Consider the following 16,387-nt stretch of genomic DNA (forward strand, 5'->3'; position numbering starts at 1 on the left):
CCGTCGGTCAGCGCAGCCGGTCGAAGGCCTGGTCGGCGTCGGCCACGGCCTCGGGGTGGACGTCCCGGGCGGTCCGGCCGTCGGCGATCCGCTGCCAGTTGGTGCGGGCGAGCACCCGCTGGACCGCGAGGATCTGGGCGGCCAGCAGGCGGGCCCGGATGCCTTCGCCGAGCGCGTCCGCGAGGGCGTCCTCGTCCTCCAGCTGGTACCGGGTGAGCCGTCCGGCCAGGCTCGGGGTGGTGAACACCAGCCGGTGGAACGCCACCACCTCGGGATGGTCGCTGAGGCCGGTGACGGGGTCGTGCCGGTCGAGGCCGGCCCGGAAGTGCCGGTGCAGGGCAGGCACCGGCTCGATGCCGGGCTCTCGGTCGCGGACGACGCGCGCCGCCTCGCCCTGGTGGTCCGCGAACCGGTACAGCACCAGGTCTTCCTTGGTGGGGAAGTACCGGAAGAGGGTCGGCTTGGAGACCTCGGCCGCCGCGGCGATGTCGTTGACCGAGACGCTGTCGAAGCCGTGTTCCAGGAACAGCGAGACGGCCGCGTCGCCGATGGCGTCGCGCGTCCGCTCCTTCTTGCGGGCCCGCAGTCCCGTCGACTCGCTCATCCGACCACCGTAACAGTCGTAACCGGGTTGCGTTTTTAACCGAGTAACGTTTTCATGGGCGGCATGAACCAGATGGACATGTCTCCTGTGCTCGTCACCGGGGCGACGGGCCGGGTCGGCCGCGTCGTCATCGACCGGCTCCTCGACGCGGGCGTGCCGGTCCGGGCCCTCGTCCGCCGCCCGGAGGCGGCGGCGACGCTGCCGACGGAGGTCGAGGTCTTCACCGGCGACCTCACCGTGCCCGAGTCGCTCGACCCGGCGTTGCGGGGCGCCGGTGCGGCCTTCCTGGTCTGGACCGCCCCGGCCCGGACCGCCGCGGCGGTCGTCGAGCGGCTGGCGGCCCATGTGCGGCGGGTCGTCTTCCTCTCCTCCCCGCACCGGACGCCGCACCCCCTGTTCCAGCAGCCCAATCCCATGGCGGTGCTGCACGCCGACATCGAGCGGCTGATCGCGGCCACCGGGCTCGAATCGACGATCATCCGGCCGGGGATGTTCGCGTCGAACGCGCTGGCCTGGTGGGCGCCCGCGATCCGGGCCGGCGACGTCGTCCGGTGGCCCTACGGCGCCGCCGCGTCGGCACCGGTCGACGACCGTGACATCGCGGCCGTCGCGGCGCGGACGCTCCACCGGGACGGGTACGCCGGAGGCGACTACGTCCTCACGGGCCCGGAATCGCTGACCCAGGCCGAGCAGGTGGCGGCCATCGGCGCCGCCCTGGGGCGCCGGATCACCTTCGAGGAGCTGACGCCGGACGGCTTCCGGGAGCTGTGCGAGGGCACGGTGCCCGGCCCGGCCGTCGACATGCTGCTCGCCGCGTGGGGCGCGGCGGTCGGACCGCCCGCGTACGTCACCACCGCGGTGGCCGACATCCTCGGGACGCCGCCGCGGACCTTCCGCCGGTGGGCCACCGACCACGCCGCCGCGTTCACGGAGGTTTCGTAGCCCCGTCGGGCCTCCGAGGACCGGATCGAAGCCGTCGCGCGGGAATCGATTAGGAGTATCGGCAAGAGTCGCGTAAGGTTGTGTTCACCGACGCGGGGTGGAGCAGCTCGGTAGCTCGCTGGGCTCATAACCCAGAGGTCGCAGGTTCAAATCCTGTCCCCGCTACTCAGTAGCACCGAAGGGCCCGGAGGCATCAGCCTCCGGGCCCTTCGGCGTTCCCGGCCCCGACCGGTCGGGCGGCGGGGCGGGCTCCGTCGTACGGGGGAGGGCGGGAAACCGCTCCGGCGCGGGAGGTGCCGCCCGGGGTGCGCGCGGGAGGCTCGGATCCGTCGGAAACGCGGCGCGAGGAGCCGGGCATGGGTGTGAAGCGAGTTCTGGGGACGGTGGCGATCACGGGCGCGGTGCTGCTCGGGTCGGTGGGGTACCTCTGGGAGGACGCCACCGGGTACCCCTGGGAGGACGACCGGCGGCTGACGGTCTCCTACGGGGTGGCCGAACCGGTCCGGGAGCTGGTGATCGACGGGCTGACCGGGGGCATCGAGGTCCGCGCCGGGGACGCGGTGCGGGTGGTGGAGAAGCAGTCCTACCGGGGCGACCCGCCGCGGACCCGGCACGAGGTGACGGACGGCACGCTGCGGCTGGCGTACGACTGCTCGGACTGCGGGGTCGGCTACGAGGTGACCGTCCCGGCCGGGACGGCGGTGCGGCTGAGCAGCGACACCGGCGGGATCCGGCTGACCGGGCTGGCCGGCGAGGTGCGGGCGAAGGTCGGCAGCGGCGGGGTGTCGGCGACCGGGCTGACCTCGGCGAAGGTGTCCGCGACCGTGGCGACCGGCGGCATCGACCTGGCCTTCGCGGCGAGCCCGACCACCGTGGACGCGCGGACCGACACCGGCGGGGTGCGGGTCCGGGTGCCGGGCGGGGAGCCGTACGCGGTGGACGCCGGGGCGGACCGCGGCGGGGTCGAGGTGACGGTGCCCAGGCAGGTCGGCGCGCCGCGCACGATCGCGGCCCGGACGCGGACCGGGGGAGTGGCGGTCACCGGTGCCTGACCGGGACGGGCTGCCGGTCCGTCGGGCGGCGCCGCCGCCGGACCTGCCGGTGTCGCTGCCGGTCGGGCATGATCTTCTCCGCGGGGGAGGGCTCCCCGGGTACGGGGGAGGACGCGTGGCGGGACCGGCGGAGTACTGGCGGGAGCGGGTGGCCGGGGCCAACCCGTACCTGGTGGACGGGCTGCTGGCGGCCGGTTCGGCGGCGGTCTCGCTCTGGGCGGTGTTCCACGACGACACCGCCTGGGGCTGGTGGGTCTACGCGCTGGCGGCCGGGACGGCCCTGCCGCTGCCCTGGCGGCGGCGCGCCCCGGTCGCGGTGATGACGCTCAGCGGCGGGGTGTCGGCGGCGCTCTCGGTGGTCGCGCACTCGGCGATGCCGCAGCTGCCGCTGTACGCGGTGATCTGCCTTTACACGGTCGCCGACCGGGCCCGGGACTGGCAGCGCTGGACCGTCCTCGCGGTGACGGTGGCGGCCAACGTGGTGGGCACCCACTCGCCCAACGGCGCGCTGTTCTCGCTGCTCACCTCGGTCGGCGCGTTCGTCTTCGGCTGCCTGGTGCGGGAGTTGCGCCGGCTGGCCCGGGTGGAGGCGGAGCGGGCCCGGGAGGCCGGCCGGCGGGCGGCCAGCGACGCGGCCCGCGCGGTGGCCGAGGAACGGGCCCGGATCGCCCGGGAGATGCACGACATCCTGGCGCACGCCGTCTCGCTGATGGTGATCCAGGCGGAGGCGGGACCGGTGGTGGTGCGGGGCGACCCGGAGCGGGCGATCCGGGCGTTCGACACCATCGCCGACTCGGGGCGCGACGCGATGGTCCAGCTGCGCCGGGTGCTGGGCGTGCTGAAGGAGGAGGGCAGCGCGCCGGAGCTGGCGCCGCAGCCCCGGCTGGCCGAACTGCCCGCGCTGGCCGAGCGGGTGCGCCGGACCGGGCTCCGGGTGGAGCTGGAACTCGACGGCGGGGCCGGTCCGTTGCCCGCCGACGTGGAGGCGGCCGGGTACCGGATCGTGCAGGAGGCGCTGACCAACACGGTCAAGCACGCGGACGCGACCCGGATCTCGGTCCGGGTGGTCCGGGAGGGGGCGGAGCTGGCGGTGCTGGTGTCCGACGACGGCCGCGGGGTGCGGCCGGAGCGCACGGGACCGAACCGTACGGGCTCGGACCGTACGATGGGCGACCGGTCCGGCGGGCGCGGGCTGGTCGGCATCCGGGAGCGGGCGGCGGCCTGCGGCGGCCGGGCCGAGGCCGGTCCGGGACCGGCGGGCCGGGGGTTCCTGGTGAGCGCCCGGCTGCCGCTGGGCACGGACGAGGTGGCGGGGAGGACGGGCGGATGAAGCCGATCCGGGTGGTCGTCGCGGACGACCAGGAGCTGGTGCGGGCCGGGTTCGGGATGATCCTGGACGCGCAGCCGGACATCGAGGTGGTCGCCGAGGCGGCGGACGGCGTCGAGGCGGTGGAGGCGGTCCGGACGCACGGCCCGGACGTGCTGCTGCTGGACGTCCGGATGCCGGTGATGGACGGCCTGGAGGCGGCCCGCCGGGTCTGCGCCGAGTACCCGGACACCAAGGTGATCATGCTGACCACCTTCGACATCGACGACTACGTCTTTGACGCTCTGTACGCGGGGGCCAGCGGCTTCCTGCTCAAGGACGTCCGCCGGGACGACCTGGCGCACGGGGTGCGGATGGTCGCCTCCGGCGAGGCCCTGCTGGCGCCCTCGGTGACCCGCCGGCTGATCGGCGAGTTCGCCGCCCGCCGGCCGGGCACCGCCGAGCGGGCGGTGCGGGCGCCGTCCCGGCTGCTGGAGCAGCTGACCGGGCGCGAGGCGGAGACCCTGCGGCTGCTCGCCCGCGGGCTGTCCAACGCGGAGATCGCCGCCGAGCTGGTGGTCAGCGAGCACACCGTGAAGACCCACGTCAGCAATGTGCTGGCCAAGCTGGGGCTGCGGGACCGGGTGCACGCGGTGGTGTTCGCGTACGAGGCGGGCGCGGTGGTGGCGGGCGAGGGCTGAGCCCGCCCGCCTCGCCGGCTCCCCCGCGCGGGGGAGGCCCGGGGTTCGCCGGTACGGGCGATCCGCGACGAGGGGTGCGGCGGACAGGATCCGGGGTGTCGGATCACGGACCCCCGCACTCGCGGGCCCTTCGTCGGGAGCACACCATGGACACCTCGCAGCCCACCCGCCTGACCGCCCTCGCCGTCGTCGGCGCCCCCGTGCTGATGGCGCTGTACGGCGGCATCCGGCTGCTGGACGGATCGCGCGAACCCGGACCCGGCTGGCTGGTCGGCCACACGCTGATGCTGCTCGGGCTGGCGCTGTTCGCCCCGGTGCTGGCCGCCCTGGGGCGGGCGTCCGGGCCGCGCCGGACGGCCGGGGGCCGGGCGGGGCTCCGGGCCGCGCTGGCGGTGGCGTTCGCGGGGCTGGCCGCCTCGCTGGGGCAGATCGGGATCGACCTGTACGTCGGGGCGGTGGCGGTGGACAAGGCCGACCAGCACCGGCTGTTCGACGAGCTGCAGAGCCGGCCGGGGGTGCTGCCGGTCTTCTACTCGGTGGGCCCGCTGCTGTTCTACGTGGGCCTGCTGGCGCTGCTGGTGGCCGCCTCGGTCGGGGCCGGGCGGGTGCTGCGCTGGTGGAGCCCGGTGCTGATGCTCGCCGGGACCGTGCTGACCGCGGCCGACCTGGCGTTCATCCCGGTGGCCGCCGTCTGCTACCTGCTGGCGCTGGCCCCGCTGGCGGGCTTCGGCGCCGGCCGGCGTCCGGCCCTGGCCTGAGCGCCGGACGATTATCGGTGGCGGCCGGACGGTGCGAGCCCGTACCGTCCGTGGCCATGAACGCCAAGCGACCGCTGATCGCCGTGCTCACCGGTGCCGGGATCTCCACCGATTCCGGCATCCCCGACTACCGCGGCCCGAACGGCCTCTGGCAGCGCGACCCGGACGCGCAGCGCCTGGTCACCATCGGCCCGTACCTGGAGGACCCGGAGGTCCGCCGCCGGGCCTGGCGGATGCGCGCCGAGACCGGCGCGCTGGCCGCCGAGCCGAACGCCGGGCACCGCGCGCTGGTCGGCCTGGAGCGGTCCGGGCTGCCGCTGCGGGTGCTGACCCAGAACGTCGACGGGCTGCACCAGCGGGCCGGCCAGACCCCGCGCAAGGTGCTCGAACTGCACGGCACCGCACGGCAGGTGCAGTGCGTGGACTGCCGGGCGACCGGCCCGACCACGGAGGTCCTGGACCGGGTGGCGGCGGGCGAGCCGGACCCGCCGTGCCGGGACTGCGGCGGGGTGCTGCGGCCGCGCACCGTGATGTTCGGCGAGAACCTGGACCCGGAGGTGCTCCAGCAGGCCGACGCGATCAGCAAGGCGTGCGAGCTGTTCATCGCCGTCGGCACCAGCCTGCAGGTCTTCCCGGTGGCGGCGCTGCCGTACAACGCGGTGAAGACCGGCGCCCGGCTGATCGTGGTCAACGGCGAGCCGACCCCGTTCGACGAGGCGGCCGACGAGGTGATCCGCGAGCCGATCTCGGCCGCCCTGCCGGCCCTGGTCCGCCGGCTGGTCGCCCGGTACGTCTGACCGCCCGGGGCGCGGCCGCGGCGCACGGTTCGCCGCCGCGCGGTTCGGTGACGAATAGGTATCCGCTGGACGAAGTGCCAGGTCCCGGTGGCCGGTTCTGCGCTACGCTGCCGCGCGGAGCGGCGTGGCCGGATTCGGCCACCGGGGGAGGCTGCACGGGCGACGCGCCCGCACATCGCACCGGTCCCGGGCGTCCACTCCCCGCGGCGGCGCGTACGAAGGAGCCCTCATGACCTCAGGCCGACTGCTGGACCGCCATGCGATCGGGGGCGAGCTGCGCGACCTGGCGGACCGGCCCGGCCTGGCGCACCGTCAGGAGGAGCTCAAGGAGCTGGGCCTGGCGCTCTCCGGCACCGGCGACCTGGACCGGTGGGCGGACCTCGACCTGGTGCACAGCTTCGTCCGGCCGGAGAGCGTCCGGGCGGCGGTCCGGCCGCGGCCCGAGCAGCGGTTCTGGTCCTGGGTCGAAGTCGCCCTCGGCGGCCTGGTGTTCGTCCCGCTGCTGGTCACCTGGCTCGGCCTGATGCAGGCCACCAGCGCCTACCAGGCGCTGATCGGCGCGGACGCCAAGCAGGCGGGGCGCCCGTTCCTCCAGCTCTGGCAGACCGGCTTCGAGGGCCGGCTGCCCGGCTGGGCCACCTTCGGCGACATCGCGCTGTCCGCCTCCGTGTTCATCGCGCTGCTGCTGGGGTTCTCGGTCGCGCACGGCCTGCGCAAGGCCGGGGCCGAGCGCCGCGAGGCGGCGGCGGCCGGGGAGGCGGAGGAGCTGCTGGCCGCCCTGGCCCCGGTGCTGACCCGGGCCCAGGTGGTGCTGAACGAGCGCCGCCGGGCCTCGCCGCAGCGCTTCGTCGCCGAGCTCACCGGCGCGGCGGAGACCCTGGAACGGCTCGGCCGGCAGGCCGCCGACACCCAGCGCGACCTCGGCGCGGCCGCCCTGGTGGTCGAGCAGTCGGTGACCGGCGCCAAGGAGCGGCTGGCCGAGGCGGGCGCGGCGGTCGACCCGCTGCGCCGCGCCGTCGACGGCATCGAGCAGGCGGTCGACGGGATCGGCCAGGCCGTCCGGGAGAGCGGCGAGCGGCTCGCCGGCACGGTCCGGGACGGCGGCGACCGGCTCGCCGAGACCGTCCGGGACGGCGCCGCGGCCACCGGCGACCTGGTCCACCGCAGCGGGAAGCAGGCGGTCGAGGCGGCCGAGCTGGTCCGCGCCGCCACCGACCGGGTCGGCACCGAACTGGCCGGCGCGGGCGAGCGGGTGGAGGACGCGGTGCGCGACCTCGCGGTCGCCCAGCGCGGCTTCACCACCGGCGCGGAGACCGTCGCCGACCTCAGCGGCCGGCTGCTGGAGCGGATCGACGGGCTGACCCGCGAGGTCGCGGCGATGGCCGACCGGGTGGCCGCCGCCGCCTCGGCGGCCACCGCGGCGGCGGACCGGCTGGACGCCGCCCGGGCGTTCGCCGGCCCGGCCGGGGCGCCGGGCGTGGTGATGGCGAAGACCTCCCCGGTGGACGCCGGCGGGGTCCGGGACCGGCCGACGCCCGCCGCCCCGGCGGCCGGGCCGGTCGACCTGGACGACCAGACGCTGCTGGAGCTGGACGAGGTGCCGGTCCGGGGGCAGGGCCGATGAGGGACCGGTTCCGGACCGGGCGGCCGCGGCTGCGCGGCGTGCACCTGGCCGGCTGGCTGTTCGCCGACATGCTGCTGGTGCTGGCCCTGGTCGCGATGGGCGACCAGGGCGACCCGGTGGCCGCCGAACGGGCCGCCGCCACCCCGACCGCGACCCCGAGCGCCACCGCCAGCGCCACGCCGCGGCCGACCCCCACCCCGACCGCGCCGCGCGGCGTCGAGCACGACCCGGTCACCGTCGACGTGACCGGGGACTCCTCGGACACCGCCGGCCTGGCCGCGCAGATCCGCAAGGCCACCGAGCGGTACGCCGGCCGGCAGGCCGCCGTGGTGCTCACCTTCGGCAGCAACCGCGACCCGGGCGTCGGCCAGGCCTACGCCCACGCCGTCAACGGGCTGCTCGCGCAGGCCCGTCCGGACATGTTCCAGGGGACGACCACCCGGGACTTCATCTCGCTGGCGGACAACCCCCGGCACGCCTCGCTGGAGATCTACTTCTACACCGGCTGATCCGGTACCCCGGCTGACCCGACCCAACGAATGGAGAAGTGCAGTGCAGATCCTCCCGTTCTACGCCGTGTGCGACGAGTCGGGGTCGATGAGCGCCGACATCGACACCCTCAACAAGGCCCTGTACGCCCTCCACCAGGAGATCAGCACCAACCCGACCATCGCCGACAAGACCCGGTTCGGGCTGATCGGCTTCTCCACCGACGCCAATGAGCTGCAGCCGCTGGTCGACCTCAGCGACCTCGACGAGCTGCCCGCCCTGGAGGCCTCCGGCCTGACCTCCTTCGGCAACGCCTTCGGCCTGCTCCGGCAGGCGATCGAGCGGGACGTCGAGCAGCTGAAGGCGGAGGGCCACGACGTCTACCGCCCGGTGGTGTTCTTCCTCTCCGACGGCGTGCCGACCGACGAGGACTGGGAGCAGCCCTACCAGGACCTGCTCGCCGCCGCGTTCCGGCCGCACATCATCGCCTTCGGCATCGGCCAGGCGGACCGCGGGGTGATCGCGCGGGTCGCGACCTTCAAGGCGTTCATGCAGGAGGACGGGAACGCCGACCCGGCGCCCGCGCTGCGCGAGTTCGCGGCCAGCCTGACCCGGTCGATCGTCCGCTCGGTGAGCGGGGCGACCGCGGCCGGGCAGGGCATGAGCCTCCAGGTCGACGACCACGTGCCCGGGTTCACCGCCGTCTCGCTCGACAAGCTCTGAGCCGGGCCGCGGGATGAACCAGTACGACAACCCGGTCGGCGGGCCGCACGGCGGGGCGGCGGACCCCAGGGCGGGGTGGAGCGGCGACGCGATCGACTTCGCCATGTCCGTCTACGAGGACGGGCTGGAGGCGCCGCCGGCCTCGGTCGACCGCGACTCCGCGGGGCGGGCCGCGCCCGGGCCCACCGTGCCGGACGGGTTCCTGCCCCGCCCGGTCGGCCCCGGGCCGTCCGCCGCGCGCGGGCCCCGGGCCGATCCGGTGCCGGCGGTCGGCGGCCCGGTCGTGCCCGCGGCCGTCACCGACCCGTCCGCCGTCGGGTCGGTCGTCATGGCACCGCGCGTCACCGAGCCGTACAGCGCCGAGCCGCCCGCCGTCGCACCGCCCGCCGTCGTCGCGAACGACCAGTACGGCGACGAGCAGTCCGGCGACGAGCAGTACGGCGCCGACCCGTCCGTCGCCGGGCCGGCCGTCCGGCCCGCCTCGCCCCGGGAGCAGGGCACCCCGCTGCCGCACGTCGGCCGCAAGCCCCCGGCCTACCCGGCCGAGCCGACCGACATCCCCGCCGTCGGCACCGACCTGTTCGGCGCCCTGCTGCCCGACACCGTGGTGGACGGCGGCCGGTTCGGCCCGGTCACCGTCCGCGCCGCCTCGGTCCGCGGCGACTCGCACCGCTACGCCGCCGAGTGCCGCCAGGACGCCGCCCTGGTCACCCGGATCGGCGACCTGCTGCTGGTCGCGGTCGCCGACGGCGTCGGCTCCCAGCCGTACTCCCACCACGGCTCCAACGGGATCGTCCGGCTGCTGGCCAAGCAGGTGGCCGGCCGCGCGGAGACCCTGCTGGCCCAGCTGCGGGCCGGCGCCGAGGCCGAGTTCGCCATGCTGACGGGCCAGATCGTCGCCGCCGCGGCGGTGGAACTCGCCCAGGAGGCCACCCAGCGCGGCCTGCCGCCCAAGGCCTACTCGACCACCCTGCGCGCCCTGCTGGTCCCGGCCGACCCGGACCTGCGGGTCCGGGGCTTCGTCGCGGTCGGCGACGGCGGCCTGCTGCGGCTGCGCGAGGACGAGTGGTCCGACCTCGACGCGGGCGACGAGGACGGCGCGCTGATCAGCACCGGCACGCACTGCCTGCCCGAGGCGTACGAGCACGTCCGGGCCCGGCTGCTGGCCGACACCCTGCCCGGCGACCTGCTGGTGCTCTGCACCGACGGCCTCTCGCTCCCGGTGCTCAAGGAGCGCGAGCTGCGGGACTTCCTGCGGGCGCACTGGGGCGGCGCGGAGATCCCCGGCCTGGCCGACTTCCTCTGGCAGGCCCAGGTCCGGGTGCGCAGCTACGACGACGACCGCTCGGTCGTCTGCCTCTGGGAGGCCACCGCATGAGCACCCCGGAGCGGGCCCCCGACATCGCCACCGCGCTGGCCCACGGCTTCGACGTCGACCTGGCGCTGCTGAACCTCGGCGACGAGGCCGGCCGGGGCGGCCAGGGCCGGGTGCAGCGGCTGGACGGCTACCCCGGCCTGCTGCTCAAGCACTACCTCGACCCCGGGAAGGTCAACGGCCGGGCCCTGACCGAACTGGTCGCCCTGCGGCACGGGCTGCCCGCGGCCGACCGGGATCGGCTGGACGCGCAGACCGCCTGGCCGCTCTGCCGGGTGGTCGACGGCCCGCGCTGCGTCGGCTTCCTGATGCGGGAGGCGCCGCCGGCCATGACCTGGCTGACCGGCGCCGGCGCGCGCAAGCTCACCGAGGCGCAGTACCTGCTCTACCCGCCGCGCGCCGCCACCCAGGGCGTGCTCCGCCCGGACCCGGAGCAGCGGCTGGCCCTGCTGCTGGAGGTGGTGGGGCTGGTCGGGCGGCTGCACCGGCGGGGGCTGGTGATCGGCGACCTCTCGCACGCCAACGTGCTGTGGACGGTGCGGCCCGAGCCGGCCGTGTACCTGCTGGACTGCGACGGCATCCGCCGGATCGGGGCGGCCCCGGTGCTGGAGCAGGCGGACACGCCCGACTGGGCGGACCCGCTCTCCCCGCACGGCAGCGCGGCCACCGTGGACAGCGACCGCTACAAGGCGGCGCTGCTGATCGGCCGGACCCTGGCGCAGGACCCGTACCTGACGCCCGGGCAGCCGTTCGAGCCGCTGCCGGGGGTGCTGGCGGACCGGAGCGCGGCGATGGTCCGCCGGGTCTGGGAGCAGGCGGGCGGGGCGTACGGGACCAGGCCGGACCTGCACACCTGGCGGGCGGCGCTGGAAGGGCGGGACGCGATCGCGCTGACGCCGCCGGGCGCCGTCCCGCCCCGGCCGTCCCAGCCGCCCCGCCCGGTCGACCCGCGGCTGTTCGACGGCCGGGCGGCGCGCGGCAGCATCCGGCTGAACCGCCCGAGCTGACGGGATGCGACCTGACAGGGTGTGACCTCCCGGAGCGCGAGCTGACGGGGTGCGAGACACCGGACGGAGCCGGACGGAGCGCATGCGTACGATGATCCTTCCGGCTCCCCCTCACGGCCAGGAGTGATCGACCCATGACGACGACGGCGAAGTTCGACCCCTGGTCGGCGGCTTTCGTGGCCCACCCCTACGACGCGTACGCCGAACTGCGCGAGCAGGCCCCGGTGACCTACTACGCGCCCACGAACCAGTGGCTGGTCTCGCGCCACGAGGACGTCAGCGCGCTGCTCCGGGACCGCCGGCTCGGCCGCACCTACACCCACCGGTTCGGCCACGAGGAGTTCGGCCGGACCGCGCCCGACCCGGCCCACGAGCCCTTCCACACCCTCAACGACCACGGGCTGCTCGACCTGGAGGCCCCGGACCACACCCGGATCCGCCGGCTGGTCGCCAAGGCCTTCACCCCGCGGATGGTCGAGGGCCTGCGCCCCACCGTCCACCGGCTCGCCGGCGAACTCGTCGACGGACTGCTCGCGGACGGCGGCGGCGACCTGATCGCCACCGTCGCCGAGCCGCTGCCGGTCGCGGTGATCGCCGAGATGCTCGGCGTCCCGGAGTCCGACCGGCACCTGCTGCGCCCCTGGTCCGCCGACATCACCGGGATGTTCGAGCTCAACCCGAGCGAGGAGACCGCCCGCCGGGCCGTCACCGCGAGCATCGAGTTCTCCGACTACCTGCGCGAGCTCATCCGGGCCCGCCGCGCCGCCCCCGGCGAGGACCTGGTCACCGCGCTGATCCAGGCGCAGGAGGGCTCCGACGCGCTCAGCGAGCAGGAGATGATCTCCACCTGCGTCCTGCTGCTCAACGCCGGCCACGAGGCGACCGTCAACACCACCGGCAACGGCTGGTGGGCGCTCTTCCGCAACCCCGGGGAGCTGGCCCGGCTGCGCGCCGACGTCGACGGGCTGCTGCCCACCGCCGTCGAGGAGCTGATGCGCTGGGACACCCCGCTGCAGATGTTCGAGCGCTGGGTGCTGGAGGACATCGAGGTCCGCGGCGTCACCGTCCCGCGCGGCTCCGAGGTCGCCCTGCTGTTCGGCTCCGCCAACCGCGACCCCGAGCGCTTCGCCGACCCCGACCGCCTCGACCTCGGCCGCGCCGACAACCCGCACATCACCTTCGGCGCCGGAATCCACTTCTGTCTCGGCGCGCCGCTTGCCAGAATCGAGCTCGTCGAGTCCTTCGGCACCCTGCTGCACCGGGCCCCGGGCCTGCGCCTGGTCCGCGAGCCGGTCTGGCGCCCGGGCTACGTGATCCGGGGGCTGGAGGAGCTGCTGGTCGAGGTGTGACGCGAAGGGGGACCGGGCCGTGGGCGACAGGGCGACGGGGGCACTGCTGGGGCTGGCGATCGGGGACGCGCTGGGCAAGGGCACCGAGTTCTCGGACGTCGAGACGATCGCGTGGCAGTGGCCGGACTGGCGGCGGCTGCCGCTGCCGGAGCGCGCGCTGGTCACCGACGACACCCAGATGACGCTCGCGCTGGCCCGTGGCCTGCGCACCGCGCTGGACCGCGGCCCGCTCACCCCGCTGCGGCTGGAACGGCCGGTGCGCGAGGAGTTCGTCGACTGGTGGCGCTCGCCGTCGAACACCCGCGCCCCCGGGATGACCTGTCTGCGGTCCTGCCAGCGGCTCAGCTCGCCTGGGGTCCGCTGGCAGCTCGCCAGCGACGTCGGCTCCAAGGGCTGCGGCGCCAACATGCGGGTCGCCCCGATCGGCCTGGTCCGCGGCCTGACGCCGGCCCAGGCCGCCGGCGCCGCCCAGCTCCAGTCCGGCCTCACCCACGGCCACCCCACCGCGCTCGCCGCCAGTGACCTCACCGCGTACGCCGTCCGCAAGCTCGCCGAGGGCCTGCCGCCGGCCGGCCTGCCCGCCGTGCTGCGGGCGTACGCGCTGGCCAACCGCACCCGCTACGACCGGTTCTGGCTCGGCGACCTCGTCGACCACTCGCAGTACCGGACGGCGGAGGCGTTCATCGCCCGCGGCTGGGACGACTGCCTGGCCGTCCTCGACCGGCTCACCGCCGCGCTGGCCGCGCCCGACGTCGAGGCCGACCCGTGCCTGGCCACCGGCGAGGGCTGGATCGCCGAGGAGGCGCTCGCCACCGGGCTGCTCTGCTTCCTGCTGCTGCCCGAGGACCCGGTGGCGGCCGTCCGGCGGGCCGCGTACTCCTCCGGGGACTCCGACTCGATCGCCTGCCTCACCGGCGCCTTCGCCGGGGCCCACCTGGGCGCGCGGGCCTGGCCGGCCGAGTGGGTGGAGCGGATCGAGCACCGGGACGAGCTGCTGGAGTTCGGCGCGCTCTGGGACTGACGCGCCCGGGCGTGCGGCGGTGCGCGGTCGCCCCGCCGGGAACCGGTACCGTCCGCGTCACGTCGAACCGGCACCGAGACGCGGGCACCGGCCCGCGCCGCGACCCGAGGGGCCGAGGTCAGCCATGCCCGTCCGTACCCGACGCCCCGCGGCGGCGCTGCTCTGCTGCGCGGCGCTGCTCACCGCCTGCGGCTCCACCGGCACCGCGACCGTGGTCCGGGCCGACGCCCCCGCCTCGCTGCCGCCCGCCGACCCCGCCCAGGTCGCGGCCACCGCCACCGCCACCGGCGCCTTCGGCCTCGACCTGCTGCACACCCTGACCGCCGACCCGGCCGCCGCCGGCCGCAACCTGGTGCTCTCCCCGGCCGGCCTGGCCACCGCGCTCGCCATGGTGCTGCCCGGCGCGCGCGGCGCCACCGCCGACGAACTCGCCAAGGCCCTGCACACCGGGCTCACCCCCGAGCAGTACGCGCTCGCCACCGGCGCCCTCCGCCGCGCGGGCGCCGGGAACGGCGCCGGGAAGGGCAAGGGCGGGCCGGTGCTCAGGCAGGCCGACGACCTGTGGGCGCAGCGCGACTTCCCGCTCGACCAGCGCTACCTCGGCGTCCTCGCCGCCGCCTTCGACACCGGCGTGCACACCGTCGACTTCCGCAAGGACCCGGAGGACGCCCGGAAGACCGTCAACGCCGCGGTCGCCAAGGCCACCGAGGGCCGGATCAAGGACCTCTTCGGCCAGGGGCAGTTCAACGCCGACACCCGGCTCGTGCTCACCGACGCGCTCTACCTCAAGGCGGACTGGGCCACCCCGTTCAAGCCCGCGCACACCGCCGACCGGCCGTTCCACCGCCTCGACGGCACCGAGGCGCCCGTCCCCACGATGGCCCAGAACGAGCCGCTCCGCTACGCCGAGGGCTTCGGCGGCATCCTCGGCCAGCCCTGGCAGGCCGTCGAACTCCCGTACGCGGGCGGCACCCTGGCGATGGACGTGGTGGTGCCCGCGCAGGGCGGCTACGACGCGTTCCGCAAGGGCCTCGACCAGGCGCAGCTGGACCTCATCCTGGGCTCGCTCGCCGAACGGACCGTCGACCTCACCCTGCCGAAGTTCCACTTCGACACCGCGAACGAACTCACGCCCGCCCTGCGGGCGCTCGGCGTGCGGGCCGCGTTCGAGGGCGACGCCGACCTCTCCGGCATCCCCGGGCCGGGCACCGGCGAACGCCTGCGGATCGCCACCGTGCGGCAGAAGGCCACCGTCCAGGTCGACGAGCAGGGCACCGTGGCGGCGGCCGGCAGCGGCGTCGTCGCCGAGGCGGTGACCGCGAAGGCGCCCAGGAGCCCCGTCCAGCTGCACGTCGACCGGCCGTTCCTGTTCCTGGTCCGGGACACCGCCACCGGGCGGCCGCTCTTCCTCGGCCAGGTCACCGACCCGGCGGCGCGGTAGGCGCCGGGGCCGCTCACCAGGCGGGGTAGCGGTCCCCGAGCGCCGGATGGCCCGGCTCGCGGCTGCCGAACAGCACCAGCAGGTCGTCCGCCGTCCGCAGCAGGGTGTCCCGGCCCTCCACCGCCTCCGCCCAGTCGAGGGGCAGCGCCGAGGCGCCGTACGCCGCGCCGACCAGGTTCCCGCAGACCGCCCCGGTCGAGTCGCTGTCGCCCGAGTGGTTCACCGACATCAGCAGCGCCGACCGGGCCGGGTCCGGCCGGTCGGCCGTCGCCAGCAGGCAGTACACCGCGATCGCCAGGCACTCCTCGGCGATCCAGCCCAGCCCCACCCGCTCCACGGCCTCCGCCGAGGGCTCCGCCTCCTGCGCCACCCGCACCGCCCGGGCCAGCGCCTGCACGGTCTCCTTCGAGGCCGGCCACTCCCGGGTCTGCTCCACCGTCTCGCCGACCGCCGCCCACGGCTCCGTCCCGCCTGCCAGCCGCTCCACCAGCGCCGCGAACGCGCCCGCCGCCAGGTAGCCGGTCGGATGCCCGTGGGTCAGCTGCGCGCACTGCGCGGCCAGCCCGAACGACTGCTCCACCCCCAGCCGGCCCAGCCCGAACGGCGCCGACCGCATCACCGTGCCGCAGCCCTTCGAGTGCGCGTTGATCGGCCCCGGCCCGCCCAGCGCCACCGGCGCCTCGAACACCGGGTGGTACTTCACCCCGGTCAGGCAGGCGTTGCCCGGCGCCCGCCGCGCGTACAGGAACGGCTCGCGCAGTAGCCACCCGTCGTACGGGCGGGCCAGCGGCTCCCGGTCCGGCGCGCCCTGCTGCTGGGTGAGCAGCCAGCGGCGGTAGGCGCCGTGCACCGCCTCCGGCACCGAACCGCCGCCGCCCGACCAGCCCCGGACGAAGCCCCGGATCAGGCCCTCGGCGGTGAACAGCGTCATCTGGGTGTCGTCGGTCACCTCGGCGACCAGGCCGCCGCCGGGCAGACCGGTCACGCCGTCCGGGCCGAACCGCTCCCGGATCTGGTCCAGCCGCTGGAACTCCACCGGCCAGCCCAGCGCGTCCCCGACCGCGCCGGCGAGCAGCGCCCCGCGCACCCGGTCCCGGTACCCCGTCTCCTCGCCCACCGCTGCCCGCCCCTCTGCTCTCCGGCCCCGTGCCGTCCCGCCGTGCGCTGTCCTACCCCGGGTTGTTGTACCAGTAGCCCG

At 75.9% G+C, this 16,387-nt stretch carries 16 protein-coding genes and 1 tRNA gene; 15 read left to right on the forward strand and 2 right to left on the reverse strand.

What is annotated here, in order from left to right; all coding sequences use genetic code 11:
• Positions 1–7: 7 nt before the first annotated feature.
• Complete coding sequence (locus AB0N76_RS05375; RefSeq protein ID WP_363553396.1) at positions 8–604, reverse strand: TetR family transcriptional regulator; 597 nt, start codon at positions 602–604, stop codon at positions 8–10.
• 63 nt (positions 605–667) lie between these two features.
• Here AB0N76_RS05375 and AB0N76_RS05380 point away from each other — a divergent pair, with 63 nt between their 5' ends.
• From AB0N76_RS05380 to AB0N76_RS05450, 15 genes are all read left to right on the forward strand, one after another.
• A complete protein-coding gene (locus AB0N76_RS05380) occupies positions 668–1,546 on the forward strand; it encodes an NAD(P)H-binding protein (RefSeq protein WP_363553398.1) in 879 nt (292 codons plus the stop codon).
• 91 nt (positions 1,547–1,637) lie between these two features.
• A tRNA-Met gene (locus AB0N76_RS05385) sits at positions 1,638–1,711 on the forward strand.
• A 191-nt stretch (positions 1,712–1,902) separates the two neighbouring features.
• Entirely contained in the window at positions 1,903–2,598 is a 696-nt protein-coding gene (locus tag AB0N76_RS05390) for a hypothetical protein (RefSeq protein WP_363553400.1), read from the forward strand.
• Between the two features lie 115 nt (positions 2,599–2,713).
• Positions 2,714–3,928, forward strand: a complete 1,215-nt coding sequence (locus tag AB0N76_RS05395) for a histidine kinase (protein WP_363553402.1) — start codon at positions 2,714–2,716, stop codon at positions 3,926–3,928.
• Complete coding sequence (locus AB0N76_RS05400) at positions 3,925–4,605, forward strand: response regulator transcription factor (RefSeq protein WP_363553404.1); 681 nt, start codon at positions 3,925–3,927, stop codon at positions 4,603–4,605. The genes AB0N76_RS05395 and AB0N76_RS05400 overlap by 4 nt, the downstream gene beginning before the upstream one ends.
• Before the next feature lie 146 nt (positions 4,606–4,751).
• Complete coding sequence (locus AB0N76_RS05405; protein WP_363553406.1) at positions 4,752–5,363, forward strand: hypothetical protein; 612 nt, start codon at positions 4,752–4,754, stop codon at positions 5,361–5,363.
• A 56-nt stretch (positions 5,364–5,419) separates the two neighbouring features.
• A complete protein-coding gene (locus tag AB0N76_RS05410) occupies positions 5,420–6,160 on the forward strand; it encodes a Sir2 family NAD-dependent protein deacetylase (RefSeq protein ID WP_363553408.1) in 741 nt (246 codons plus the stop codon).
• A 229-nt stretch (positions 6,161–6,389) separates the two neighbouring features.
• Positions 6,390–7,784 carry a methyl-accepting chemotaxis protein gene (locus tag AB0N76_RS05415; RefSeq protein ID WP_363553410.1) on the forward strand — a complete coding sequence of 465 codons (1,395 nt, stop codon included), beginning with the start codon at positions 6,390–6,392 and terminating at the stop codon, positions 7,782–7,784.
• Positions 7,781–8,293 (forward strand): hypothetical protein, encoded by a 513-nt coding sequence (locus AB0N76_RS05420; protein WP_363553412.1) that lies wholly within the window; start codon positions 7,781–7,783, stop codon positions 8,291–8,293. Before AB0N76_RS05415 ends, AB0N76_RS05420 begins: the two co-directional genes overlap by 4 nt.
• A 43-nt stretch (positions 8,294–8,336) precedes the next feature.
• Positions 8,337–8,996, forward strand: a complete 660-nt coding sequence (locus AB0N76_RS05425) for a VWA domain-containing protein (protein WP_363553414.1) — start codon at positions 8,337–8,339, stop codon at positions 8,994–8,996.
• A 13-nt stretch (positions 8,997–9,009) separates the two neighbouring features.
• On the forward strand, positions 9,010–10,374 hold the full coding sequence (locus tag AB0N76_RS05430) for a protein phosphatase 2C domain-containing protein (protein ID WP_363553416.1): 1,365 nt from the start codon (positions 9,010–9,012) through the stop codon (positions 10,372–10,374).
• Positions 10,371–11,378, forward strand: coding sequence for a hypothetical protein (locus AB0N76_RS05435; protein ID WP_363553417.1), 1,008 nt, complete (start codon positions 10,371–10,373; stop codon positions 11,376–11,378). Before AB0N76_RS05430 ends, AB0N76_RS05435 begins: the two co-directional genes overlap by 4 nt.
• A gap of 134 nt (positions 11,379–11,512) precedes the next feature.
• A complete protein-coding gene (locus tag AB0N76_RS05440) occupies positions 11,513–12,727 on the forward strand; it encodes a cytochrome P450 (protein ID WP_363553419.1) in 1,215 nt (404 codons plus the stop codon).
• A gap of 19 nt (positions 12,728–12,746) precedes the next feature.
• Positions 12,747–13,748: an ADP-ribosylglycohydrolase family protein gene (locus tag AB0N76_RS05445; protein ID WP_363553421.1), complete on the forward strand. Its 1,002-nt coding sequence runs from the start codon at positions 12,747–12,749 to the stop codon at positions 13,746–13,748.
• Positions 13,749–13,872: 124 nt separating this feature from the next.
• The gene (locus AB0N76_RS05450) at positions 13,873–15,189 is read left to right on the forward strand and encodes a serpin family protein (protein ID WP_363553423.1); all 1,317 of its coding nucleotides are present in this window, start codon (positions 13,873–13,875) and stop codon (positions 15,187–15,189) included.
• A 13-nt stretch (positions 15,190–15,202) separates the two neighbouring features.
• Here the strand turns inward: AB0N76_RS05450 and AB0N76_RS05455 are convergent, their stop codons facing one another.
• Positions 15,203–16,306, reverse strand: coding sequence for an ADP-ribosylglycohydrolase family protein (locus AB0N76_RS05455; protein ID WP_363553425.1), 1,104 nt, complete (start codon positions 16,304–16,306; stop codon positions 15,203–15,205).
• Positions 16,307–16,387 lie beyond the last annotated feature (81 nt).

It is taken from the genome of Kitasatospora sp. NPDC093806, from assembly GCF_040683335.1.
Lineage (GTDB): Bacteria > Actinomycetota > Actinomycetes > Streptomycetales > Streptomycetaceae > Kitasatospora.